Annotated in this window: 19 protein-coding genes; 11 read left to right on the top strand and 8 right to left on the bottom strand. The window is 44.9% G+C overall.

The genetic code is table 11. The features are described 5' to 3' along the window. The first annotated feature begins 237 nt into the window (after positions 1 to 237). Positions 238 to 1,566 (top strand): ribulose bisphosphate carboxylase small subunit, encoded by a 1,329-nt coding sequence (locus RIG66_RS31165; protein WP_446383611.1) that lies wholly within the window; start codon positions 238 to 240, stop codon positions 1,564 to 1,566. Positions 1,567 to 1,677: 111 nt separating this feature from the next. Here the strand turns inward: RIG66_RS31165 and RIG66_RS31160 are convergent, their stop codons facing one another. Continuing rightward, positions 1,678 to 1,866, bottom strand: coding sequence for a hypothetical protein (locus RIG66_RS31160; RefSeq protein ID WP_446383605.1), 189 nt, complete (start codon positions 1,864 to 1,866; stop codon positions 1,678 to 1,680). A gap of 51 nt (positions 1,867 to 1,917) precedes the next feature. Between RIG66_RS31160 and RIG66_RS31155 the strand changes: the two genes are divergently transcribed. Then, on the top strand, positions 1,918 to 4,158 hold the full coding sequence (locus RIG66_RS31155) for a transglycosylase domain-containing protein (RefSeq protein ID WP_446383603.1): 2,241 nt from the start codon (positions 1,918 to 1,920) through the stop codon (positions 4,156 to 4,158). A 175-nt stretch (positions 4,159 to 4,333) separates the two neighbouring features. Here RIG66_RS31155 and RIG66_RS31150 read toward each other — a convergent pair whose 3' ends face one another. From RIG66_RS31150 to RIG66_RS31140, 3 genes are all read right to left on the bottom strand, one after another. Then, positions 4,334 to 4,513 (bottom strand): hypothetical protein, encoded by a 180-nt coding sequence (locus RIG66_RS31150; RefSeq protein ID WP_446383601.1) that lies wholly within the window; start codon positions 4,511 to 4,513, stop codon positions 4,334 to 4,336. A gap of 212 nt (positions 4,514 to 4,725) precedes the next feature. After that, positions 4,726 to 5,598, bottom strand: a complete 873-nt coding sequence (locus tag RIG66_RS31145) for a hypothetical protein (protein WP_446383599.1) — start codon at positions 5,596 to 5,598, stop codon at positions 4,726 to 4,728. Between the two features lie 276 nt (positions 5,599 to 5,874). Then, positions 5,875 to 6,432, bottom strand: a complete 558-nt coding sequence (locus tag RIG66_RS31140; RefSeq protein ID WP_446383597.1) for a 2'-5' RNA ligase family protein — start codon at positions 6,430 to 6,432, stop codon at positions 5,875 to 5,877. A 325-nt stretch (positions 6,433 to 6,757) separates the two neighbouring features. On the opposite strand from RIG66_RS31140, the gene RIG66_RS31135 reads away from it, so the two are divergent. Then, positions 6,758 to 8,083, top strand: coding sequence for a hypothetical protein (locus RIG66_RS31135; protein WP_446383595.1), 1,326 nt, complete (start codon positions 6,758 to 6,760; stop codon positions 8,081 to 8,083). Positions 8,084 to 8,096: 13 nt separating this feature from the next. On the opposite strand, the gene RIG66_RS31130 is transcribed toward RIG66_RS31135, so the two are convergent. Both RIG66_RS31130 and lepB read right to left on the bottom strand, forming a co-directional pair. Next, entirely contained in the window at positions 8,097 to 8,654 is a 558-nt protein-coding gene (locus RIG66_RS31130; RefSeq protein ID WP_446383593.1) for a 3'-5' exoribonuclease domain-containing protein, read from the bottom strand. Positions 8,655 to 8,694: 40 nt separating this feature from the next. Continuing rightward, positions 8,695 to 9,291, bottom strand: a complete 597-nt coding sequence (lepB, locus tag RIG66_RS31125; RefSeq protein WP_446383609.1) for a signal peptidase I — start codon at positions 9,289 to 9,291, stop codon at positions 8,695 to 8,697. A 108-nt stretch (positions 9,292 to 9,399) separates the two neighbouring features. On the opposite strand from lepB, the gene RIG66_RS31120 reads away from it, so the two are divergent. The 6 genes from RIG66_RS31120 (at position 9,400) to RIG66_RS31095 (ending at position 19,145) form a co-directional block, all read left to right on the top strand. Then, positions 9,400 to 9,552 (top strand): hypothetical protein, encoded by a 153-nt coding sequence (locus RIG66_RS31120; protein ID WP_446383591.1) that lies wholly within the window; start codon positions 9,400 to 9,402, stop codon positions 9,550 to 9,552. Positions 9,553 to 9,765: 213 nt separating this feature from the next. Next, positions 9,766 to 10,665, top strand: a complete 900-nt coding sequence (locus tag RIG66_RS31115; protein ID WP_446383589.1) for a PEP-CTERM sorting domain-containing protein — start codon at positions 9,766 to 9,768, stop codon at positions 10,663 to 10,665. A 398-nt stretch (positions 10,666 to 11,063) separates the two neighbouring features. Further along, positions 11,064 to 12,374 carry an S-layer homology domain-containing protein gene (locus RIG66_RS31110; protein WP_446383587.1) on the top strand — a complete coding sequence of 437 codons (1,311 nt, stop codon included), beginning with the start codon at positions 11,064 to 11,066 and terminating at the stop codon, positions 12,372 to 12,374. A 513-nt stretch (positions 12,375 to 12,887) separates the two neighbouring features. Next, a complete protein-coding gene (locus RIG66_RS31105) occupies positions 12,888 to 17,414 on the top strand; it encodes a CHAT domain-containing tetratricopeptide repeat protein (protein ID WP_446383585.1) in 4,527 nt (1,508 codons plus the stop codon). Continuing rightward, positions 17,404 to 17,775 carry a hypothetical protein gene (locus tag RIG66_RS31100; RefSeq protein WP_446383583.1) on the top strand — a complete coding sequence of 124 codons (372 nt, stop codon included), beginning with the start codon at positions 17,404 to 17,406 and terminating at the stop codon, positions 17,773 to 17,775. The genes RIG66_RS31105 and RIG66_RS31100 overlap by 11 nt, the downstream gene beginning before the upstream one ends. Beyond that, positions 17,772 to 19,145: a hypothetical protein gene (locus RIG66_RS31095; RefSeq protein ID WP_446383581.1), complete on the top strand. Its 1,374-nt coding sequence runs from the start codon at positions 17,772 to 17,774 to the stop codon at positions 19,143 to 19,145. The genes RIG66_RS31100 and RIG66_RS31095 overlap by 4 nt, the downstream gene beginning before the upstream one ends. Before the next feature lie 123 nt (positions 19,146 to 19,268). Here RIG66_RS31095 and RIG66_RS31090 read toward each other — a convergent pair whose 3' ends face one another. After that, positions 19,269 to 20,948 carry an ABC1 kinase family protein gene (locus RIG66_RS31090; protein WP_446383579.1) on the bottom strand — a complete coding sequence of 560 codons (1,680 nt, stop codon included), beginning with the start codon at positions 20,946 to 20,948 and terminating at the stop codon, positions 19,269 to 19,271. 178 nt (positions 20,949 to 21,126) lie between these two features. Here RIG66_RS31090 and RIG66_RS31085 point away from each other — a divergent pair, with 178 nt between their 5' ends. After that, positions 21,127 to 21,411 carry a hypothetical protein gene (locus tag RIG66_RS31085; RefSeq protein WP_446383577.1) on the top strand — a complete coding sequence of 95 codons (285 nt, stop codon included), beginning with the start codon at positions 21,127 to 21,129 and terminating at the stop codon, positions 21,409 to 21,411. A 246-nt stretch (positions 21,412 to 21,657) separates the two neighbouring features. Next, the gene (locus RIG66_RS31080; RefSeq protein ID WP_446383575.1) at positions 21,658 to 22,209 is read left to right on the top strand and encodes a sensor histidine kinase; all 552 of its coding nucleotides are present in this window, start codon (positions 21,658 to 21,660) and stop codon (positions 22,207 to 22,209) included. A gap of 319 nt (positions 22,210 to 22,528) precedes the next feature. Here RIG66_RS31080 and RIG66_RS31075 read toward each other — a convergent pair whose 3' ends face one another. Continuing rightward, positions 22,529 to 24,574 (bottom strand): sensor histidine kinase, encoded by a 2,046-nt coding sequence (locus RIG66_RS31075; RefSeq protein WP_446383573.1) that lies wholly within the window; start codon positions 24,572 to 24,574, stop codon positions 22,529 to 22,531. Between the last annotated feature and the right edge of the window lie 301 nt (positions 24,575 to 24,875).

The raw sequence follows: 24,875 nt of genomic DNA, 5'->3' as shown, positions 1-24,875 counted from the left end.
CCGTACAGAATTTTGTTCTGTCAAGCTAACTGTAAAAAGCCGAAACGCCCTGTTTTTCGTGAAAAAGCTTCCTTGTCTACTGGTCTACTTTCCTTCCTTGTCTCACCTTCACCCCAATCTTAAAAAACCTACCCTTGTGAGGGAGGGGGAAGCCTCCTACTTACCCGCCTTTGATCACCCCTAACCCTCAAAATTCGGTAATATCAAAGACTACCGAGCACAATGACCTCTCAATTTATGACCTACTACATCGCGCCCAGCTTCCGGGATAAACTGGCGGTTCACATTACCAAAAACTATCTAGAGTTAGAAGGGGTACGGGTTCCTCTGATTCTGGGCATTCATGGACGCAAAGGAGAAGGCAAATCCTTCCAATGCGAGTTAGTCTTTGAACAAATGGGGATTGGTATCATCCATATCTCTGGTGGTGAACTGGAAAGTCCGGATGCAGGTGATCCGGCGCGTCTGATTCGCTTGCGTTATCGAGAAGCCGCCGAAATGATTAAGGTGCAGGGGAAAATGTGCGCTTTAATGATTAATGACTTGGATGCAGGGGTTGGACGTTTTGACAGCACGACTCAATACACGGTCAATACTCAACTCGTCAGCGCCACATTAATGAATATTGCCGATCATCCCACCGATGTGCAACTCCCTGGGAGTTATGACGCCAATCCCCTGCATCGCGTCCCGATTATTGTCACCGGAAACGACTTCTCCACCCTCTATGCGCCGTTAATTCGAGAAGGTCGTATGGAAAAATATTACTGGGAACCCAGTCGAGAGGAACGCATTGGCATTGTTGGCGGGATTTTCGCGGCTGATGGACTATCGCGACGAGACATCGAACAACTGGTGGATCAGTTTCCCAATCAAGCCATTGACTTTTTCAGCGCCTTGCGATCGCGGATTTATGATCAACAGATTCTCCACTTTATCCATGATGTCGGACTCGATCAAGTTTCCTTTCGCGTCGTTCGCAGTACCGAAGCACCGCCGGAATTTGAAAAGCCGAATTTTGAACTATCTCACTTAATCGAATTCGGTCAGGTGATGATTGGCGAACAAAGACAAGTTGAACAGACAGGATTAGTTCGAGAATATAATAAGGCACTGCGCGAAAGTCCTGCGATTGAGTTACCGCCAGCACAACAAATCACAGGTCAATATACTCCCCAGACACAGAGACAGGGAAACGGTTTAGCCAAAGAACCCCATACCCTTAATCAAGGATCAGCCAATCAAGCCACTACTGAGAGTAGAGTTAACCTTAAGACACATCAGCCGTTAGAACTGATCGCGTCCATAGATTTAGATATCCAGCAGCAGATCCGCGAACTCTTAGCCCAAGGCTATCGTCTTAGTTTAGAGTATGCCAATGAACGGCGTTTTCGCACCAATGCCTGGAAAAGCGGCGGCACATTCCAAGGAAACGAAGCATCAGAGGTGATTTTGACGTTAGCCGAACGCCTTGCGGAGCATAATAATGAATATGTGCGGTTAATTGGCATTGACCCCAAAGCCAAGCGGCGAATTCTGGAAAAGCTCATCCAGCGACCGCGTTAGGATTGGTCATTCGTCATTCGCCTTATGTCATTTGTGATCATTGAACGGTTAGGTTGGGGCGGGTTTAATTATATCCGGGTGAACACAAAACGTTAGTGGTAAAACCCGCCCCTACAACAGACGTTTCATCAGAGGAGTCTCTACAACCCCTGCTTCCCCAGCTCCCCCAGCTTCCCCAGCTCCCCCAGCTCCCCCACTCCATCCTTCCTCAGACACGCTAAATTGTAATGTAGAAGTTCTCAGGCAACGGATAGGTTTAACTCTCCCGAACAACGCGATGAACCATGAACAATGAACCATGAACGCTCGCACCAGGAAAAAGATACCTGATTTAATACCATCCACTAGGATATGAATTCTCCCAAACCTCCCCAACCGCCGAAAACTATTCTGGGTCAGTTGACTCAGGCAGTTCAGACGATTCAAGCTAGAGTTAACTTTGAAGCCCTAGCGCTGAAGCCGAATGCCAAAGTTCCAGAACTGTGGGTGCAAGATGCGGGTGCGGATAAGGCGGAAGTCTACCCCCTATTAGGCGATCGCTATTTGCTGGGACGCAGTTCTAAATCCTGCGATATTGTGGTGCGAAACCCAGTGGTGAGTCAGGTTCATTTGTCCTTGGAACGCTATGGGCGATCGGGCAGAACCTTTATTATTAAAGATGAAAACTCCACCAATGGTATTTATCGAGGTAAACGCCGCCTGCCATCCTTAGCTTTGCGTCATGGGGATATTCTCACCATCGGTCCACCAGAATTAGCCGCCTCGGTGAAGCTGCAATATGTTGATCCGCCACCTTGGTATATTCTCGCTATTCGTTACAGTCTCTATGGGGTGGGTGGATTAACGGCGTTAATTGCTTTAATTATTGGCATTGAATGGTTGAAAGTCCCGGTGCGCCCCCTACCCGTTGGGGTTCAGGGACCCGTTGTCGTCTATTCTCGTGACCAGGTTCCTTTGCGTCAACCGCGTACTGAGGTTCACCGAGAACTGAAACGGTTATCGGATTTTTCTCCTTATCTACCCAAAGCTTTAGTCGCTTCAGAAGATAGCCGTTATTATTGGCATTTTGGTGTCGATCCCTATGGAATTTTGCGGGCATTAGTCCGGAATATTCGTGGGGGTGGAATTAAAGAAGGGGCAAGTACGATTAGTCAACAGGTGGCTCGCAGTTTGTTTACTGAATATGTCGGGCGAGATAATAGTGCTGCCCGTAAACTGCGGGAAGCGATTGTGGCACTGAAACTGGAGACATTTTACAGTAAAGATGAGATTTTAAGGACATATTTAAACCGCATCTATCTAGGGGTAGAAGCTTATGGGTTTGAAGATGCTGCCCAATTTTATTTTGATAAATCGGCACAAGAGTTAACCCTTTCCGAAGCTGCGACTTTGGTGGCGATTTTGCCCGCACCGAATAGTTACAATCCAGTGCAGGATTATGATACCGCCTTGGCGTTGCGAAATCGGGTGATTAACCGGATGCGGGCAATGGGGATGATTAGTGATGAGGAAGCTAAACGAGCAAGGCGATCGCGCATTGAGGTGAGTCCGAAAGCCCGGGAATTCCTGAATAGCACCAAAGCTCCCTATTTCTATAATTACGTGTTTGAGGAACTGCGGGATCTGCTGGGTACGGAGTTGGCGCAAGAAGGAAACTTTATTGTCGAAACCAGTCTCGATTTGCAGACTCAGGCGAAAGCGAAATCAGAACTGCGGAATTTTGTCAATACCACGGGAAGCCAATTACGCTTTTCTCAAGGGGCGATAGTCACCCTAAATACCACAGATAGCTCGATTCGGGCGATGGTGGGAGGTGTCGATTACCAAGAAAGTCAGTTTAATCGGGCAACTCAAGCCCAACGACAACCCGGTTCAACGTTTAAACTGTTTGAATACGCCGCCGCCTTAGACCAAGGAATTCCACCGGGAAAAACCTATTCCTGCGCCCCAGCTTATGGTTTACGTGGGTGTGAACGTTCCGGGGGTTCGGTGAATATGTACACGGGTTTAGCGCAATCAGAAAACGTGATTGCGGTGCGGGTGGCAATGGATGTCGGATTAGGGAATGTGATTGAAACAGCGCGACGATTAGGGATTCGCTCGAAGCTTGATCCGGTTCCCCGCTTGGCAATTGGACAAAATGAAGTGAATGTGTTAGAGATAACGGGGTCGTATAGTGCGATCGCGAATAATGGGGTGTGGAATCGTCCCCATGGAATTCAACGGATTCTCGATAGTGGAGATTGTGTTGATGAGAATGATCCGAAAACCTGTCGGGTGATCTACGAGTTTGAGGAAAATGGGGAAGGGGGGGTTCAAGCTGTAGCCCCGGCGGTTGCTCAGACGATGACCACAATGTTACGGGGGGTTGTGAGCAATGGCACAGGCGGTTCAGCCGCGATCGGATTTGGAGAAGCCGGGAAAACCGGAACTACGGATCGGTATGTGGATTTATGGTTTATTGGCTTTATACCCAGTCGTCAGTTAGTTACTGGGATTTGGTTAGGCAATGATGACAACTCACCGACGCGAGGAAGTAGCGCCCAAGCTGCACAATTGTGGAATCGGTATATGCGGGATGTGGTACAGTAATTGTTCGTAGTAGGCACTTTAGTGCCTTAAAAGGCTTGATTTCTAGGTTCCTTGGGTTTAAACCCAAGGAACCTAAAGCTCAAGTCAGCTAAAGCTGACTGAATATAGCTTTTAGTCCACTTTAGTGGACTTGAGTTCTTAGCCCGGAGTTTGAACTCCGGGCTTCAGGCGGATGTTAGGGCTTCGTCATCCGTTGTTGGGCTGCTGTCGAAGGATATCGACTAACTTCAATCAAATTTTGCCGTTCTAAAATGCGGTCTTCACCGTTAAATTGTAGAATGCGCGTGGTTACTTCACCAATATCCGTTAGGGGTTGAATCATTGCTTCATCCAAGTGTTTTTCTCCTAATCGCATTAACCCGTTTTTAGTTCTCCTGTAGGGGCGATCCACTTACAAAAATTGATATAGCAACCGCCACAACGGTTAGGACACTAAACGTGCATCGACACAATAAGCGGCATTCATCTGATGTCCTAATGACCCTGGCGACTGCTATAACTCCAGAAACAGGGCGGGTTTACAGAAGTTATCCATTTTTGAAGGCATGTTATCGGTAAAACCCGCCCCTACAGACGTTCGGGTCGATCTTTATCTTTAATAATTTCCCCAATCGGACGAATTGGCTGTTGAGAATAAACCTGTTTATATTCGGTTAAGTCTTCCAGAGACACATCCCCGTCAAGTTGATGACTCTCTCGCAGTCGCCGTTGATGTTCTTTGGGCAGTTCATAGACTTGGGGTAATACCTGATGAACTTGTCGCACATTCTGCGGAATGAAGACTTGTCCGAGTTTCAGTTCATTATAGGCGCAACCTGTTGTATCTAAACTGGATAAGTTTAAATGACTGTAGCGTTCCCGTAATCCTTCTTGATATTTGAATATATTAAAATCGGGATTAATTCTGGCATTTTCTCGAACCTGTTGTTCAATTAATTCTAGAATCTCTAACTCTAAAATCCTTTTTAACTCTGGCGAATTGCGGACAATGCGTTTAACTTCTTTGAGATAGGGCTTGGTAATCTCCTCCCAGTTAAACCCAGCAGGCATATCGGGAGAATAGCGCTGTACCCAGATTACCCTTAATTGATTAGCGTCTATGACTCGACAATCTTTTTCAAAGGCTTTTCCTAACAGGGGTTTAACGTCATCGTCTTTGATAAACCGCCCAATTGCCATTTGATAGTTGTCTCGGACTTCGGCTTCGGTTAAATATAAGAGTAATTCATCTTCGATGAGTTTCAGGAATTGCTGTAAAGCCTCACCCAGCGCTTTTTTCAGGACATCGGGTTGGGCAGATTGTACCCCGGATTTAATGCTGTCTTTGAAAAAATCTTTTACATAGTCTTCCAGCGCTTCCTTCCCCAGTTTCAGAAGGATCTCCTTTAGGACTAAATCGTTGAGGATGGAAACGCCCAGCGCTGCCCAAAGTTCTACCATGCTGTTATGCCTACAGGATGCTATATGTCATTTTATCTTATATAGCACTACGCACTAAGGTTAGGACATATCAAGAAAACATCAAATCGCTCAATCCCTTGTAAGGTAAGCGTTTTTCTTCACTATTGCCTATTGCCCATTGCCCATTGCCCAGCGCGTAGCGCTATATTATGACATTGAGGGGTTGATAGTTGGATGAGATCCTTATGTGGGGACGCAAGCCTTGATACCAATGCACGTCGGTGCGCCCCTACAGTTCTAAATACCACATTGTCTCTACCCCGTTAAAAAAGGAAACTCTACATTCACATTCCATCGCCGACCATCGTGAAGTAACAAGGTGAGATGAGATGCCATGAACTCAAAGTCTAACGGTTGATTCTCAAATTCAGTCCACGCCTTGCGGAAATTCTGTCGCTTCAAATCACGAAAAGCAATGGTGACATGAGGAGAAAAGGAGCGATTTTTAGAACGCTCATCAACGATACCTAAAGAGTCTTCTAGATATGCCATTAAATCCTGTTGAATCGCGATCAGTTCTGGCGTTTTCAGAACGTTGACGTAAATAACACGAGGTTTAAACGCCCCAAACCCTTGAAGGGTTATGGAAACGGGTTTTCGGGTTTGAGCAAAACTTTTCAGGGATTCTTCGAGAATAGGTACAGCATCGACTTCCCATTTAAAAGGGGATTGCAGTGTAATATGGGGTGGAGATTTGAGGGCAGCTTTACTCTCATAAACATCAGCACAATGTTGCTTGATCTCCATGATCGAGTCTTGAATAGTTTGAGGAGGAAGTAGGGCGATAAAAAAGAGTTTTTTCATATTAAGCAATAAAAACAGGGTTTCGTCGAGACGGTTTTAGGTATTAAGTCGGTTGGTAAAAATCAACTCAACACTCCACCCGTTATCTAAATAGCCCTTAAACCCTTACATAAGACGTAGCTTGCTTCTCGCTTGCGCGAGTGTGACAAATGACACTTTGTCAAGATTATAGCTCAGTCACAAATGCTCGAAACCAAATCTATGTCAAGGTTTTAGGAACTAAGATTGCCAAACCTGTGAGACATAGGGTTGAAACTATGACAAAATAATGAAACCTTGATGTTTCTTAATTCATCAAATCCTTGATCAATTATTTATCTTGAGGAGATCCGACATGACTACAACACCAGATCAAAGGGCAGAGGCACGCAACCGCGTGATTGAATCTGCCCGTCGATTAGGGGTTGAACTCAATGAACAAGAATTGGAACGATGGATGAACTCCATCACCGAAGCCACAGGAGACAGTGATATTACCGTTGATCACGATACGGGGGTTTTCGGTCACAAGGTCAGTATGTTAGATTTTGACCCCAAAGATCTAGAACGTTTTCGCACCATCGGCAGAATTGTAGAATTTGACGATATTCCTGGTGTTGTCGAAACAGCATTAGCGCTCTCAGGTTCAGCGGCTCAATCTAAGGTTCAAACTCACCCAGGGGACTGTGACTACTTTGAGCGGGTGAATATCATTGCCCCAACCCGGGCGGAAGCCTGCCAGATTCTCTCCCGAATTATGCGTGAGAAAACCATCAACAGCCGTTCGGGTGATAATTTTCAATTAGTTGAACTGAAATTTGGTAGCTATCCCCAAGATGTGATCCGCGATGAACATTCCTATCACAAAGGATCACCTATCTCCTGGTCACCGGATGACGTTGTCGCTGGGCAAATTGAAGTCAGCGATTTGCACGGAAATCCGATGACCATCACTTGGGATTCGGTCGCCGATGATCCCGGTTGGTGTAAGCTGGACTGGGTGATTGCTGATCCGGTGCGCCGTCAATTGGCTAACGCCAGCAATATGTTGGATGTCACCTGGGAAGCTCCCGATGGTACAATCACGCCCTTAGACGGCTATCTGGACGGCTATTTCCAAGAGATTTACCTCGATGCTGAATCTGCCCCCATCTTTTCTAAACTGGTGAAGCAGGTTTCGACTGATGTCATGGATGATTATGTGACGCAGTTGGAAAAAGAAGTTAAAAAATATTTTAAGCCGGATAATCCCAACTATGGCAAAGCGGCTAAACGGCTATACAACATCTTCCGCCTGAATGGGCAATATGAGGAAGCTGCCTTCCTACGTGAACTGTTTGATGAACCTGCCGCATTACTGTATCAAGTTCACGCCTTGGTGCGAACGGTGAAAGATGCCATCGACCAAGGTGCGGTGTTTGATATTGATCATATTCTTGATCAAACGGATGAACTGATTCTGTCAGTGATTAAGGTTTTGGAAGGGGAAGAGGAATTAGAAATTACCCGTCATCTCCTGCGTTTATCCCGCTGCATTAGTCGTCAGCAAGAAGGTGTTCCACTTAGTCCCCAAGTTGAGGCAGCACGAGCAGAGGTGATGCAAATTGTCAATAATTTCTTCTACGAAAAGATGATGGCATTACCGACAATTAAATCTTACATTGACGGTCTCCACGCTTAATTGGAACGACCGCCTATCGTTGTAAGTTGTTTTGCAGAAGATTGCAAAATAATTTTCCCTGTTGTATTGCATCATCGAGAGCAACGTGGGTCAGGGGCATTTCCTCCAACCACTCAGGGGGTAGGTTTTTCTTCCCTGACTCACGATAATCTTGTTTGAGGAATGCCATCGCATAGGATCGGATGTCGAGTGCCGAATGGTTAAAAGGACTATCGCCGACAAACTTAATCAAATACCAGTAGACAAACATAAAGTCGAAGCCAGCAGGATAGCCAACAAAGATCGGTTCACCCGGTAATGCTTCTAGCCAAGCGTGATAGTTCTGCATCACCTGTTCGGGGGGTTGTGGGTTAACTCGGCTGGCTTCCCAAGCAGTTGGTTGTTGTGACCACCATTTCATGGTTTTGGGATGACCTTTTGCCCCTGGCAAGGTTTCCAGGTTGGCTGTAAAGGTTGCGATCAATTGTTTGTCTGCGCTGTAAGCTGCCGAGGCAATGCTGAGCATAGAGTGAGGTCCGGGAATGGGACCATCGGATTCAATATCTGTGCTGACGTAGATTTCGATTGTCATCTATTTTCTGAGCCATTTGATCCAACTGTAGTTACAGACATCAAACTAAACCAAATCGGCTGGGGGGCCAGAAGCGGAAACAAGCGTGACCAATAATATTAGGTTGAGGCAAGAATCCCCAAACGTGAGAGTCGTTGCTGTTGTTGCGATTATCTCCCATGACAAATAACTGACCTTCCGGAACGCGCACGGGTGCCATCTGATAGTTTGGGGGTTCGGCAATGTAAACTTCGTCTAGCGGTTCCCCATTAATATAGACTTTGCCATCTTGAATTTGGACGATTTGACCCGGTGTAGCAATGATCCGTTTAATAAAGGCTTGGTCTTTGGTAAACCCCTGCATTTGCAGTTGAGGTGGTGGATCAAAGACAATGATGTCCCCACTGACTGGGGGTTTGAAGTGGTAGGAAATTTTTTCTACGACCACGCGATCGCCGATGCTCAATGTCGGTATCATCGAGTTTGAGGGAATGTAGCGCGGTTCGGCAATAAAGACTCGAATCAACAGCGCTAGGGCAAGTGCGATCGCAATAATTTGTAGATTTTCTCGGACTTGTTGCCAGAACTTCGATCGCGGTGATATAGATGGGGTCGATTGTTTGGCTACCGTTGACTGATTCGGTTTGTCCACAGGTATTGAAGTCCCTCCCTTGGCAGACTAATTTTTTACCGTTTTGTTTAAAGTCATACACGTTGGCACTGAGAATCGCTGGCTGTCACTTTTCTTGCTTGCGCCACAAAACGTTTGCCTTTCAGCCAAGATAACACGCTCTCTAGCTCTTTGAGCGATGGGGTGACTGATTCGGGTTGTGTTCAGGCGATCGCGTTCCTCAACCCCGTCAACGGCGATCAGGGAGACTCTCGTGCCGTCTTTCTCCAAAGGCATTTGCTAGTTTAACTGGGATTTAGAGTTTATTTGAACCTTAAACAATTCTGTATTATTATCTAATTCTTTACATGATAAATCCTGATGTTTTTTTTGCCTTTTTGCATTCTTCAAGTTATTTATTTTAACAAAGCATCATAAAAAAAGACGCTAAATTAACAAGAAATTTATTTAAATTCGCTTTAATTGTAAATGCAAACATTCTGATTTATGGGAATTGACGCTATGAACACCAACAAAGTTTCTAAGTTTATCGGAAGTGCGGCGGTCGTAGTTAGCTTAATTTCTATGATGGGTCAGCCAGCCAATGCTGGACAATTGCACAACGACTGGAACTATGGAATTGATGCCTTCGGTGACGGATCGGGTGGTGCTAAGTATGACATTAAAGGATTAGCCATGAAAGAAACAGCCGATAGTATTTTTGTGGCTCTAACGGGTGGCACACCCTTAGAAGGAAATAAAGACACAGGAGCGGTTGACAACAATATTGGATTGGGTGATTTGTTCTTTAATTTCTCTGGTAAAGATTTTACCACAGCGATGAATGATGGTGATCTATTTGGAATTCGCTTTGCTGAAACTAATGATTCTCAAGTCAGCCGTACTGGGGTTTATCAAAATGTCACGGCAATGAGCGTAACTCAAGATAACGATGGGTATGGCAGTTTAAAGCAGTACTATAACCACAGTAAGTTTGACAAAATCAATACCCAAGGTACTGATTTGCCAGACAAAGCCGATGTCTACGATTATCTCTATGGCAGCACCATTGCCCAGAAGCCAACGAAGAATAATACTCCAATCCTCAATGTGATTCAATCCGGTAGATTTTTGGGCGATATTGATCTACTAGATGGGACTCAACTCAGTAATGCTGGACTCGATTTTAGTCACTTTGAAGCGAATGACTCTCACACGTATGGCTTTAGATTTGACCGCGCTTTGCTTCCTAGAAATGGAGATAGTTTCGTCAGTCATTTATTCTTAGAGTGTGGCAATGATGGTGTGGCACTCAAAGGAGACCTTAAGTCAGTCCCTGAACCTTCTGGTCTGGCTGGAATTGCTGGCATTGGTTTAACTTTTGCTGGTATGGCTTTACGCCGTCGCCAATCACGAGGCTAGCTGCCATTTTTGTAATTGCATCATTGGTAGTAATCAGCCAAGAACTCAAGTTCTTGGCTAATAGCTTAAGTCGGTTAAAACCGACTAATGGCTTGTCCCATGAAAAAAAAGCGAAGCATCCTTTGGCTTCCCCGCATAACAAAAAGCGAAGCAACATCTGGTCTCCCCCATGGAACCAAAAGCGAAGCATCCTCTGGCTTCCCCCTTTTTAAGGGGGACGGAAGGGGGATCTTAAGGGAAACGGAAGGGGGATCTAATAGGAAGAGGGGGATCTAAAAAGGGGAGACGGGAGAGGAATCTACTGTGAGATGGGAGGGAAATCCAGAAAGGACAAATTAACATAAGAATAAAGTTGTGCGCTAGCGTGAGAAGAGAGACATCTATTGGTTCTGTTCCCTGTGCTGCTAAATAAACGTCCTATTCTATTTACGGGTTTCGTTGCTTGCCTCGTGGGTGTATTGACCGCCTGCGCCAATAGTCCCACAGGTCAATCTTTAGAACGTTCCTTAGCCGTAGACCCTAAACTGGAGGATAATGCCTCAGTTTTGGGGAGTCAGACGAATGAACAAACATCTTCGGCGCAATTACCAGAGGATTTCCCTACCGTAATTCCCCGCTATCCCGATGCTCAATTACAAAACGTTGAACCCTTAACTGGTTCAGATGCCCAAGGTCAACGTACTATCTGGTCATCCACTGACCCTAGTAATGATATTCAAGCATTTTACCGCAGAGCATTTGAATCCGGCAGTTGGCAGGTTATTTCTGCACCGAATCAGGACGGGATGAATTCCTTTATTGTGCGCCGGAATGATTTAAAAGTTAAGGTTTCTATTCCTACAGATACTGCCATTAACGATACAGAAGAAACGCCAACTGAGACAGACACAGATCCAAATATTACAGAATTTGAGATTCAGTACCTCCGCAGCAGTACCGAGACAGCAGCAGCACCGTCAGATGCTTCAGAAGCTTCAGAGACAGCAATAGAGAATACTGAATCCGTTGATTCAGCATCTGGTAAAGACCAGAACTTCACTGATTTTGATAACGTTCCGCCTGGATTGCGTCAGTATGTCGAAGACTTAGCCGCCTTAGGTGTTCTCACGCCTGACTCTTCTAGCGCTAACAATAAATCAGAGGATAGTGGTACACAATTTGCCGCCACTAAAATTATTACTCGCCGTCAGTATGCCCGTTGGCTTATTGAAACGAATAATCGAATTTATGAGAATAGTCCCGGAAAACAAATCCGTTTAGCCTCAGAAACCACTCAACCCGCTTTCCAAGATGTACCACCAACTGACCCAGATTTTGGGGCAATTCAGGGATTAGCAGAAGCGGGGTTAATTCCTAGTCCTTTGAGTGGTAATTCTACAGAGGTTCTGTTCCGCCCTGATGCACCCCTAACCCGGGAAAGTCTTGTTTTATGGAAAGTCCCGTTAGATATTCGTCAGGGGTTACCGCAAGCCTCTCTAGATGCAGTGCAGCAAACCTGGGGATTCCAGGATGCGGGCAAGATTGATCCGAAGGCGTTGCGGGCAGTTTTGGCGGATTTTCAGAATGGGGAACAATCGATTATTCGTCGCGTTTTTGGGTATACCACTCTCTTTCAACCGAAAAAGCCTGTTACGCAGGCAGAAGCTGCTGCCGCCCTGTGGTATTTTGGGTCTCAGGGTGAGGGAATATCAGCTAGTGAGGTTCTCTAGCAATCAAACTAGAAAGAGTTTTAATTCAGATCTTACACCTGTCGCATTACTCAGCCTTGGGTTTAAACCCAAGGCTGAAAGCTTAAGTCGTCTAAAGACGACTGGATAGGAGTTGGGAGCATCCCAATTTGGCACGTTGGCTCTTTGAATGGGGCTGAAACCCTTGCAATTGCTTTACTTGAGGTAATGCTTTGTCCAAAACGGGATGCTCCCTAGGAGTTTAAGTCCATTTTGGAGTTTAACTATACCCAACCAGAACATATTGACTAAATGGAATATTATAATGGTTCGTCTGTAGGGGCGGGTTTCACTATTATCGTTTCGGGTGTACCCAAATGCAACTAAACCCGCCCCGCCTTAGTGGTGTGGCACAGCTAAAATGGTGGAATAGATTGTAGGTTGGGTTTCGACTTCGCTCAACCCAACGGAATTTAGAGCTAAGGTTCCCTTACTACAAACTAAATCTTATCCGCCTACGATTAAGGAAAAGGGGTTAAAAGTTTGAGTTTCCCCATGAGTAAGCCAACTGCTCAAGCAGCAATTATAACCCTACAGCAACAGTTAATAGCAGCGAGAGCGAGTAGCGATCGCGTGGTGGAATGCGAAGCCCTGGGAAGCTTAGGGGTTGTCTATTATCAGGGGGAACAATGGCAGGATGCGATCGCGACTTGTACTGATTACCTTAATCTGGCAAAAAGGCTAGGACATCAGTGGCAAGAAGGGATAGCCTATTATTACTTAGGATACAGTTACAGAGCCATAGGAGAGTTGGCACAGGCAGTAGACGCATTCTGTGCAGCTTATTTGTTATCACGTCAGTTTGGCAATCAGGACGTTTTTTTGCCAGTTTGGGAACAGTTAAATGAGATTGTTGAAGTTTATCTGAGCAAAAAAGAGTTTCCGCCAGCTTATCGTCTTACCCAGTGGCAATTAGAAACTGCCCAAAAATGGGATAATTTAGCTCTGCAAGGATGGCTATGGGAAAAGTTAGGGAAAGTTCACTATAACAGCGGCAATTATCCAGAAGCGATTGCTGCTCACCGGGAAATGTTGGCAATTGCTGAGGCTTTGTCTGATAATCGGCTAAAGAATTTAACCTGGGCTTGGTTGGGCTGTAGTTATAGGGAATTAGGTGAATTAGAACCAGCCTTGACCTATTTTGAGAAGCGTTGGGATGTGGTGCAGGAGTTGCAGGATAGAGTAGCCCAAAGGGAAACGCTGGATTGGTTGATTAGCATTTATACACAATTAAAAAGGTATGAGCAGGCGATTGACTGTTACGATAAGCAGTTAAGGCTATTACGAGAAGTAAGCGATACTATCGCCGAGCAAAATGGTGTGTATAATTTGGCAAGGTTACAGTTTTATCGTCAGCAGTATCAGGCAGCTATATCGGGATTTGCTCAGGCATTAAATTTGGCAGTAGGGTTAGCAGATAATCAGGAAAAAATTGCCAATGCAAATTATATGCTGGGACGATGTTATCAAGCCTTGGGACAAAAAGAAACCGCTATTGCTGCTTATCAGCCAGCCGTTGAGTCTTATTTAGAGTTGGGGATTCAGAATTGGGCAGCCAGTGGGTTGGACTATTTAGTTAATTTATATCGAGAGTTACAGGAATATGAAAAGGGTATCAATTGTCAGCAACAACGGCTAGAGTTAGCACTAAAAACAGGCGATCGCGTTGCTGAACCAAGTATCTTATATGGAATAGGCAATCTGTATGATGATAAAAAAGAAGATGTCCAAGCCATCGACTACTATCAACAAGCGTTGATTTTAGCGCAGGCATTAGAGCAAGGGCATAATCAGGCTAATGCTTGTTATATGTTGGGTCAAGTTTACGCCCGTTTAAAACAAAAGGAAGAGGCAATTAAGTATTCTCAGCAAGCTGTGTCTCTCTACTTGGAGTTGGGAGTTAACGAGTGGGCGCTTAAGGGATTGAGATTTCTGAGTGATTTATATCGAGAGTTACAGCAGACTGAAAAGGGTATTAATTGTCAGCAACAACGGCTAAAACTGGCACAAGATATTAACGATGAAACACAAGTGCAAAATAGTTGGTATAACTTGGGATGTCTGTATCGAGATCAGCATCAAGATGAGCAAGCGATCGCTGCTTTAAGTCAGGCGTTGACATTGGCTCAGATATTGAAGCAGCAGTATAAAACGGCAAATGCTCATTATCTGCTCGGCTCAACTTATCAAAGGTTAGGGCAGATAACTGATGCAATTGATCAATACGGTCAAGCTTTAAAACTCTACGAAGAAACGAATACGCCAAAGTGGGCAGAAAAAAGTTCTGTCAAGCTGCGGACATTAGAAGCCCAACAAAATTTACTCTGGGGTGATAGTCAATCGCTGGCTAAGAATAGTCATCCTCAATATTTAGAGTTTTTGGAGGAATTGCTGAATAGTGATGGGCGCGAGGAAATCCTATCGCGTTTGCTTCAAGCCAACTTAGCTAAATTAGATAATATTTTCCTGCAATTAATTGTTAATTTTTGTAATAAATTAAAAGCGATTGAAACGAAAACCGCTCAAAAAATTGGCGATACTATTTTTGATATTAGCGAATCGATTTTTATATTACCGTTAGGAGAAAGAGCAACCAACCTAGAAATTAGTATTGCTTGCTACGAGGGTCTCTTAAATATTTTTACGAGCCATACATCTCAAGGGGCATATACTCAGAACAGTTTAGGGATTGCTTACTTAGAGAGGATTCGAGGACAAGAAGCGGAGAATGTAGAAAAGGCGATCGTTGCTTTTAATGCGGCATTAGAAGCCTATCCCCGTGAAACTTTTCCCGAAAAATGGGCAATGATTACAATGAATCTAGGGAAGGCTTATAGTGATCGCATCCGAGGGGAAAGAAAAGAGAATCAACAAAGATCAATATCCTACTATAACACTGCCGTAGTTGTCTTGACTAGAGAAAAATTTTCCCAATACTGGGCAATAACCCAAATGAATTTGGGATGTATTTACAGGAGTCACATCCGAGGAGAAAAAGCCGAGAATGTAGAAAGAGCAATTTCCTATTACAACACTGCCGTAGTTGTCTTGACTAGAGAAAAATTCCCCCAATACTGGGCAATAACTCAAATGAATTTGGGAAGTGCTTATCGAAAACGTATCCGAGGAGAAAAAGCCGAGAATGTAGAAAGAGCAATTTCCTATTACAACACTGCCGTAGTTGTCTTGACTAGAGAAAAATTCCCCCAATACTGGGCAATGCTTCAAAGGAATTTAGGCAGTGCTTATCGAAAACGTATCCGAGGGGAAAAGGTCAAAAATTTAGAAATAGCAATTGCCTATTACGAAGCTGCCTTAAAAGTCTTTACTCACCAATCCTTTCCGCAAAAACACGCAGAGACTTTATTCAGTTTAGCAATAGGCTACTACAACACACAACGATGGTCAGAAGCTTATGATGCTTTGGCACAATCCATTGAAACAGTCGATTATCTGCGAGGTGAAATTTGTTCCAGAGATGAAGTAAAACGCAAATTTAATCAAGAGTGGAATGATCATTATTTAATGATGGTACAAGTCTGTATTAAGTTACAATGCTATCACAAAGCTCTTGAATACGCCGATCGCAGCAAAGCCCGCAACCTGATTGAAAGCATTGCCAGCCGTGATCTCTATCCCCAAGGAATTCCCGAACCTACCCGTCAACGTCTGCAACAACTCCGCCAAGCCATCTACCAAGAAAACCAGCGCCTCGCCCAAGATCCTAACCCTGACTACACCCACATTACCCAACTGCGGGAAGAATTTCAGCAAAAATCCCCCTACAAACCCTTGGAATTTGAACAAATCCAATCCCTACTCGATCAAGACACCGCCATCCTTGAATGGTACATTTTAGACAATCAATTCCTCACCTTCATCCTCACTCCCCAAACCCTTGACTTCTGGCAATCGACTTCCGAAGACTTCATCAACCTTATTGAATGGGGAAACGCCTACCTCAATGATTACTACACTGATAAACCCCAATGGCAAGCTAAACTTCCCCAACGCCTCACTACCCTCTCGGACATCCTCCACCTTTCCCACCTCCTCACCACTCTGTTTAAACAATTCCCTACCTGCAAAAAACTGATCCTCATCCCCCACCTTTCCTTACACCTTTTACCCCTCCACGCCCTTCCCGTCATCTGTCGAGATGAGGGCGCAAGCCTTGGGGATGAGGGCGCAAGCCTTGCGCCCCTACAGGAATGGTTCCCCAAAGGCGTGAATTATGTCCCCAACTGTCAACTCCTGCAACAGGCACAAAACCGCAACAGTCCCGAATTTAAACGCCTTTTTGCCATCCAAAATCCCACCGAAGACCTGATTTTTGCTGATCTGGAAGTGGAAACCATCCGCAACATTTTCCCCAAAGACAAACGCACCACCCTCTCACGAAAAAACGCCACAAAAACCGCCTTGTTTACCCCTGGCAAAAATCTCACCCAAGCCAACAATCTCTACTTCTCCTGTCACGGTGCATTTAATCTAAACTCTCCCCTAGACTCCGGACTACAACTGGCTGATGATGTCCTTACTCTGGCGGAAATCATCACTTCCTTAAACCTCAGTCAATGCAGCCTCGTCACTCTCGCCGCCTGCGAAACCGGACAAGTCGCTATTGATACCACCGATGAATATATCAGCCTCTCCAGTGGCTTCATCCTCGCCGGGAGTCCCAGTGTTATCGTTACCCAATGGTCAGTGAACCAAATTTCCACCGCCCTGCTGCTGATCAAAACTTATGAAATCCTGCACCAACACCCCGGAAAACTCGCCATCGCCCTCAAAACTGCTCAAATGTGGCTGCGAGATACTACGGTTCGAGGCTTCCAGCAATGGGCGCAACATTCCCCTATATTCAGTGACAGTTGGCGTCCTCAGTTACAAGCATTTTTCCAAAACATGGGCGAAAATAAAAAACAGGGATGGGACAGCCACCCCTATCAGTCCCCTTATCACTGGGCGGCTTTTTGTGTTGTCGGAGAAGGAGAACAAACACTAACCCATGTCAAGTGATGCCGATAAAATTCAAACCTTTGTTAAACTGATTGAAGAAAATCCCGATAATCTTTTCGCTGACCATTGGCAGAGTTTAACCGAACTACAAAACCAACTCAGTGACGATGACGAAAAGAATGCCGAAGCTGTGGAAAACTGGCTCAAAGCCGCTGATCGTTCCCCACTTCAGCAAGCCTACACCCAAAAATTATCATCCATCAATCCTCTCTTAGGCGCAACGGGAGAAAGAGGCGGTTTTGGCGGTAAAGCCAAACCCAAACAATCCAGTACCTCCTTACGGGAATTAATCGAACAAGCGGCTAAAAAAAATACCTCTCTGGGTAATTATCCTGCCCAAAAACCCCCAAGTCAATCGTGAAAAACCTTCGCCTGAGTCTCTACGCCTTCCACCTCTACCAAACCTTAGATGATCCTCCCGATACCGTTAATCAGGATGCGGCGAACCTCTGGGAAAGCTTAACCAACTTAGCCCAATTTCTCCCTTTTCCTGAACTCCAAACCCTTAAATCTCAACTTATCTCATACTCTCCCGATCAAGAGGGTAACTATCAATACAGTCCCCAAGGAGAAGACAACTTACCCAACGAATGGTTAACCCACCATGGCGCTGAAATAGAATTTACGTCTATTCCCACCAATGCCGGATTTCAACTGGGAGGAAATCTCCAACCGTTTCGCCTCCATGATACCTATTGTGTGGATATCACCCTCTATCCTGACATCCCCGATTTAGGCATTACCATTGACCAACTATCTGCCTTTAAGCCGAAAGCGTTAATTGAGGGAATTAACGCTAACTTAGGCAAAGTTATCTGGTTAACAGGAGAAAATCACTACTTTACTAAACCCAAACCCGAAGAGGCTCAAAAATGGGTTAATGCCTTGTGTGCAGGCACAAACCTCAACCCGCAGTTCATTGATGAAGACAAGTTATTTAATTGCCCTTTATTTCGATTTGAAGCCCAGAATTTAACCCTTCTCGTTTCCTTGGCTAAACCAAAACAAGCAGATTTAGAACGAGCGAATCAGGACTATTCTTGGTTTAGAGACTTGTTGTGGAGTTATCAAAAGATTACTTTTGCTTATCAAGAAGCCAGAGCTTGCTATAAAAGCTCACGGTTAATCTATGGCACTTTAGAAACTAAAGTGCAAGAGTTTTATGCAATTCTCAATCAAGACAGCAATACTCGTGTTTATCAGCTTGATGCTTTATTAAAAGCAATACCTGAAAATGTACTTTACTATAACTGTTATTTACGCGATTTAAAGTCTTATTATACCACAATTGCAGCGAACAAGCAAAACTTGAAAACCTGCTTAAATTACTTGCTCACATCCGGTGACACACTGAAAACATGGTCAGCGTTTACTGAACAAACCTGCCCCCGTTATCTCACTCAAATTCAAACCTATATTGATTATCTTGAACCCGGAAAAGATCTGTTTAGCGACTTGGTAAACACGATACGAGCAACCGCCGCCATAGAACAGTCTAAACGCGACAAGGAATTACAAGATAACATCCAGGCAGTCGGTGTTGGAATTGCAGCCGGGGCGATTCTTTCCTCTAGTACCGGATTCCTGATGGAACCTTGGCGTTTACCCAACCGTGAGCATAGAATTCCTCACCCGTTTATTATCTCATTCTTCGGTAGCTTTATTTTGGCGTTTGTTGCCTTTCAGTTAGCCAAGTGGTGGATTAAGCGTCGGCGATTCAAACATCAATAAATTATGATATTGTATTGGTACTGAATTTTGTTGGTTTTCCTCCGTCAACCCAACCTACAACTATCCGACTATTAAATATCACGTCACTTTAACGTGTTAACTAAAAGCTGAATAATGCATTATCTACCGACGGGTCATTTTCTCAAATTTTTCCTTCACCGCCAATTGAACCAACGAATACAACAAAATGACAAACCAAAATCCCGATAAAGTAAATGCGGCAATTGCCCACCCAGTATGCGGCACTAATAATAATACCGTTCCCGCCAATAATGCAAACCCAGTCAAACAAGCATAAATCAAACTCTTAATCGCCAAATGAATCCGTTTTAAAGCGCGATCGCTCTCTAGGGAACGCACCCTGACTTGTAGTTCCCCTTGCTCGATTCGGGCTTCTAAGCGGCGAATTAACAATTCTGTAGAACTCGGCTTATTTAACCGATATTTAATAAAATCTCTGGCTTGCCTTGCCAGTTCTTTCACTACATCTCCCCGCCCTTTGGAAACGGTTAAATTTTTAACAAAGGGTTGACTGGCGGCTAATAAGTTATACTCTGGATTTAAAGCCCGGGCAATCCCATCCAACGTGGTTAATGATTTTAAAATAAATGTCATTTGCGCGGGTAAACGAAACGGTTGCTGCTCAAACATGACATACAACTCATTTCCCAATGCCTCAAATTCCCGCACATCAATGGGCTTTTCCCGAAACCGTTCTAAAATAAACCCGACTAGGCGTTTAACTGGGGTCATATCCGGTTGCCGTTCCAGTAACCCCATATAGGTTAAGGTATTCACTACCTCATCGGTATCTTTCCGCAAAACGGCAAAAAAGGTCTTAATCATTTGGTCTCTGGCAATGGATTTAACCTCTGCCATCGTGCCAAAGTCATAGAAAATAATACTGCCGTCCTGATCAACTGCCATATTTCCCGGATGCGGGTCTGTCTGAAAAAAGCCGTCTTCTAATAACTGTTTCAGATAACAAGAAATCCCCCGTTGAATCACCTCATTGGTGTTGATTTCACAGGCTTCCAGGGTTTGGCGATCGTCAATCTTGATGCCGGGTAAATATTCTAACGTGAGTACCTTCTTCGTCGTGTAACGCCAATAAACCGTCGGCACCAGAATTCCTGGATAATTAGTAAAATTTTCCCGAAACCGATCAGCATTTTTTCCTTCTTGGATATAGTCTACTTCTTGATAGAGTAAATCAAAAAATTCGCGATAAATTGCCTCAAGTTTATACTTCCTTACCCAAGGCAAATACCGATTAGCAAATCGCACTAATTCGTGTATGATTTTAAAGTCTAAATTAAAAAGTCGTTCAATCCCTGGACGCTGCACCTTCACCACCACATCTTCTCCGGTATGCAGCCGTGCTTTGTGAACTTGCCCCAAGCTCGCTGCTGCCAGAGGAAAGGGGTCAAACTCCCGATATAATGCATGAATAGATTGACCCAGTTCGACTTCAATCACCGCGATCGCTTCCGCCCCACTGAAAGCTGGCACCCGATCCTGTAAATGCGCCAATGCCTCGATGTACTCTAAGGGCAGTAAGTCAGCACGAGTCGAGAGGGCTTGCCCAATCTTAATAAATGTAGGACCTAAATCTAGCAACGTCCCCACTAGCCACTGGGCGCGGCGGTTGCGGTGATTGGGGGTATCATTGGCAATAGTTTTGTCCCACCATACATAGAACATAAACTTCGCCGCCGACCGAAAAATGTCAATCTGGCGGGCGAGGGGGGAATACTTTCGTCGTTGCCAACGGGGTGGCTTGGGCTTAGCCTTAGTCAGCATTCTGCCTTTCGCATGTGATGAATGAGGGAACAGGAGCGAGAAGCTATTGCTCTCCTCCTTACTACTTTAAGGTTTTATGGCAAAATAGGCTGCGCTAGACAACTTACGACTTACCATTTGAGGGAAAATTATCACTTCGTCCTATTTTTCCACAATCTTTACAGAATTCAAGATTTTCATGAACCCAATTTTATGTGGAGTGGGACATGATCAGGATAAGTCTAGCAAGGAGCAATCCATGAAGACAGAAGATGCTTTGGCAGCAGGAGCCACTGTTGGTGCTGGTGCTTGTGCGACAATTTCCGTTAGCGGAATAACTTCTGGATTAGCGGGAATTGGCGGCATCGCAGTAGGAGGAATAGCTTTAACTGGAGCGTTTCCTTTCCTGGCAGGAGGTTTGGTTGGCGGTGCGCTTACTTACCTTCTGTGCAATAAGGGCAGTGACTCCTCATCAGCCAGATAAGCATTGTGTTGCAGGCTCTAATTTTAAGGAGCTACTCTCAACAACTCAAAATCAAACCGAATAAGCTGTAGTACATCGGGCTAACTGTGGCAGAAAGAAATCAGAAACTTTCTGCCCATTTTTATTTATGCAATGCTCCGCTCAGTAGAATGCCACTGATATAGCACTACGCTCTAAGGTTAGGACAAAATAAGCGACGCCAAAAAACAAAAGCACATCCAGAGAATTCAACTCGCCGCCGACCAGATGTTGTGCTTGTTAGAAGATTTACTATTCCTCAACAAAGCCGAAGCCGGAATGTTCACCCTTCATCCCAGTTGGGTCGATTTAAACAGCTTTTGTCAAGAGATAGTAGAGACATTTGAAGCGGGAAATTATCAAGCGACAATCAAGTTCCAATTCGTCGGGGAATCGCAGGTTTATCTGGATATAAACTTACTCAGACATATTCTGACAAACTTACTCAGCAATGCGATCAAATATTCTCTTGATAGTGGTGAAGTAAGATTTGAGATCACCTCTGCTCAGGAAACTGTTAATTTTTGCATCCAAGACTCTGGGATTGGCATTCCCGCCGAAGACTTACAAAACCTTTTTACCGCATTTCACCGCGCCAAAAATGTCGGTCAGATCAAGGGAACAGGGTTAGGAATGTCAATTGTGAAACAGTGTGTTGATTTGCATCAAGGAAGCATTGATGTAGACTCCAAAGTCGGTGCTGGCACTACCTTTACCGTCACCTTACCCGTACTAAACAACGAGACGGCTCCCTTAGAAAAACAAGCCCAATTTGCCTGAATAAGTCTTGTGGGGAGATAGGGAGCTGGGGAAGCTGGGGAAGCTGGGGAAGCTGGGGGAGCAATGATACATTTTCCCTGATAGCGGTGCAAGGGTATGAAAGGGTTTTACCTTATGTCCTTGAAAATGAGCCAATGTCCATGCTACTCAAAGCTTTGATATCTAAGGGTTTTGGAGTTGTGCAGCAAGCTCTAAATAGGTTGTGAAAAAATAGAAAAAAGCATTGAAACTCTTTCCCATTGCCCATGACACACCGAGCGTGTTACCGAGCGAAGTCGAGGTAAGCCGAGGTGTTCCCTATTCCCACCATAAGACTTATTCAGCAGCCCCTACTTACTAGCTGAACTTCATCGGGTAGAGTTAAGGTAAATGAAACCATCGCCCGATGAGAATTGTCTAACGGCTGACTCGCCACCTCAATGATGCCATTGAGATGATTGACTAAACACTTCACTAATGCTAGTCCTAATCCTGTTCCAGGAACAGCTTGTTTGGTAATCCCTTGACCGCGCCGAAATTTCTCGAAAATATAGTTAATATCGGTGGGTAATATACCGTCACCGATATTGGTCAAGGTTAACACCAACCGATTGACCGTAGCCTGAACGTGATACTCAACTTTGAGAGAAACGGTTGTATCAGGGTGGGCATATTTGCCTGCATTAGTTAACAATTCCAGCAGGATACGATTTAAACTTTCTGGATCAGTATGAATCATCAGCGAGTTTAAAGGGCAATCTAGGTTCAATTTCACTGACTTCGATGCCCATTTCTCCTGAAAATCCTGGGCTAATGTCTGGATCAGCAGGATTACATCCATAGATCGCTTCTGGATATAAGCGGGATTGGATTCGAGTTGCTGTAAACTAAGTAAATCGTTAATCAGATCGATTTCTTGATTACACTGTTGCTCAAGAATGTCTAAGTATTTTTGCCGACGCTTGGCGGGGAGTTTGGGTTGTCGCAACATGCGAATTGCCAGACTCATCGCCGTTAACGGTGTTCTCAGCTCATGATTCATGGTACTAATGAATTCTTCTTTAAGCTGATTTAATTCCTGAAGCTGATCCACCTGCTGGCGGATGCTTTGATGTAATTGGGCGGGAACGGTTAAACAGGGGGATGGCTGAACCGAGTGATGGTGAAGGCGGGAGGGTTCTGGCTGTCGGCTTTGATGCTGGTGAATCAACTCACTCAGTTGCGTCGCCACCCATCTGATCCATTCAATGTCATCCCCTTGCCATAAACGCGGCTGATCCTGGTGGACAACCAAAAATCCCACCCGTTTCAGGTGTTGAGAACCATTGCTAAAGGTGTGACACAGGGGAACCATTAACACCCCATGGCTAATCGCCTGTTCAAATCGGGAGATTTCTGGAGTTCCGATTGGAGTATTTGCCCAATCCGCGATCGCAATCGGTTCAGGTGTTTGTTTCCAAGCCATTTGGCATAAGCCAGAGTCAGATAACCGGAAGGATTGATGGAGTAATCGTTGGGAGTTTAGCTGAACTGATTGATCAAGCGTAGGGGTAAACCATTCAGCGACAACCTTAATCTCAATTGATGGCGGAGGCTTGCCATCGTGATCCGGTTGATGTGAGGCATGATTATCATTAAATAGCAGTAGCCAACCCCGATCTGCCTGAAGTGTTTGAGTGGTACTGGCAACCACTTGTGCCATTGTTTCATCAAGATTGCGATCGCTCTCGATAAACTGACTGAATGGGGAAAGCAGCGTCTGGTATCGTTTAGACTGATCGACTTGCTGGGTAAGCTGAACGTGAGCGATGGCAACGGCTACAGATTCAGCCACCTCACTTAACCGTTGTTTTTCCTGTATCGTCCAATCATAAGACTGCGATCGCCCTAACACGATCATCCCATTGATCCTGGATTGACTCCAGGTATGAAGCCTTAACACTGCCCTAACCGGGAGCCAATCCCAACACCGTTGATCTGCCAACTCCGGATCAGACTCCTGAATATCCCGAATTGCTAAAGGTTCTTCCACCCCAGTTAGAAATGATGGGTATTGCCCTAGTGTTTGGGGTTGAGGTTGTTGCACTGAGTAGCCCTCGGCATACCATAATCCCATCTTGGGAATTGCTGTTGGGCATGAGTCAAGGTTGTCGGTTGGGTTGAAAGACGAAACCCAACTCGCTTGGTTAGCTTGAACATTTTGTGCCAACCTGACATGCTCCCTTGCCATTTCTGGGGAAAACGCTGCAATTAAGCAACAATCAACCTGAAATGCCTCACCTAATACCTGGGCAATACTCGCCAATAACGTCTGTGGATTGGGACTAGCAACGATAATTGAAATAATCTGTTGTCCCAGTGGATTGGATGAAGGCGGGTAATGCATGAGTGAATACCTCTATGCTCCTAGGTAAGAACGGCGGCAACGGTTTTAGCGAAGACATGTCCGACGTTTCACCTACTTTCCCCAAGTGCTACAAGGCTTAGGGATTAATTTTCGGATTAGTCTTCAGACATCAATCAAAGGATGGATTTTTGAAACGGTTGCTGCTGATACAACTGGTTCAACGATAGATGGTCAGACTTAGTATTCCCGTTCTGACGAGGGATATACCAACAGAGTTCATATTTTTTGAGAGAAATGTCGCGTCCCCGGAGCAAGGTGGATGAGATCATAAGCTTATGTC

The organism is Coleofasciculus sp. E2-BRE-01, from assembly GCF_040221695.1.
In the GTDB taxonomy this organism is placed as follows: domain Bacteria; phylum Cyanobacteriota; class Cyanobacteriia; order Cyanobacteriales; family Coleofasciculaceae; genus Coleofasciculus.
Note: the sequence above shows the minus strand (reverse complement) of the source record. Positions and strands in the feature narration are given on the sequence as shown.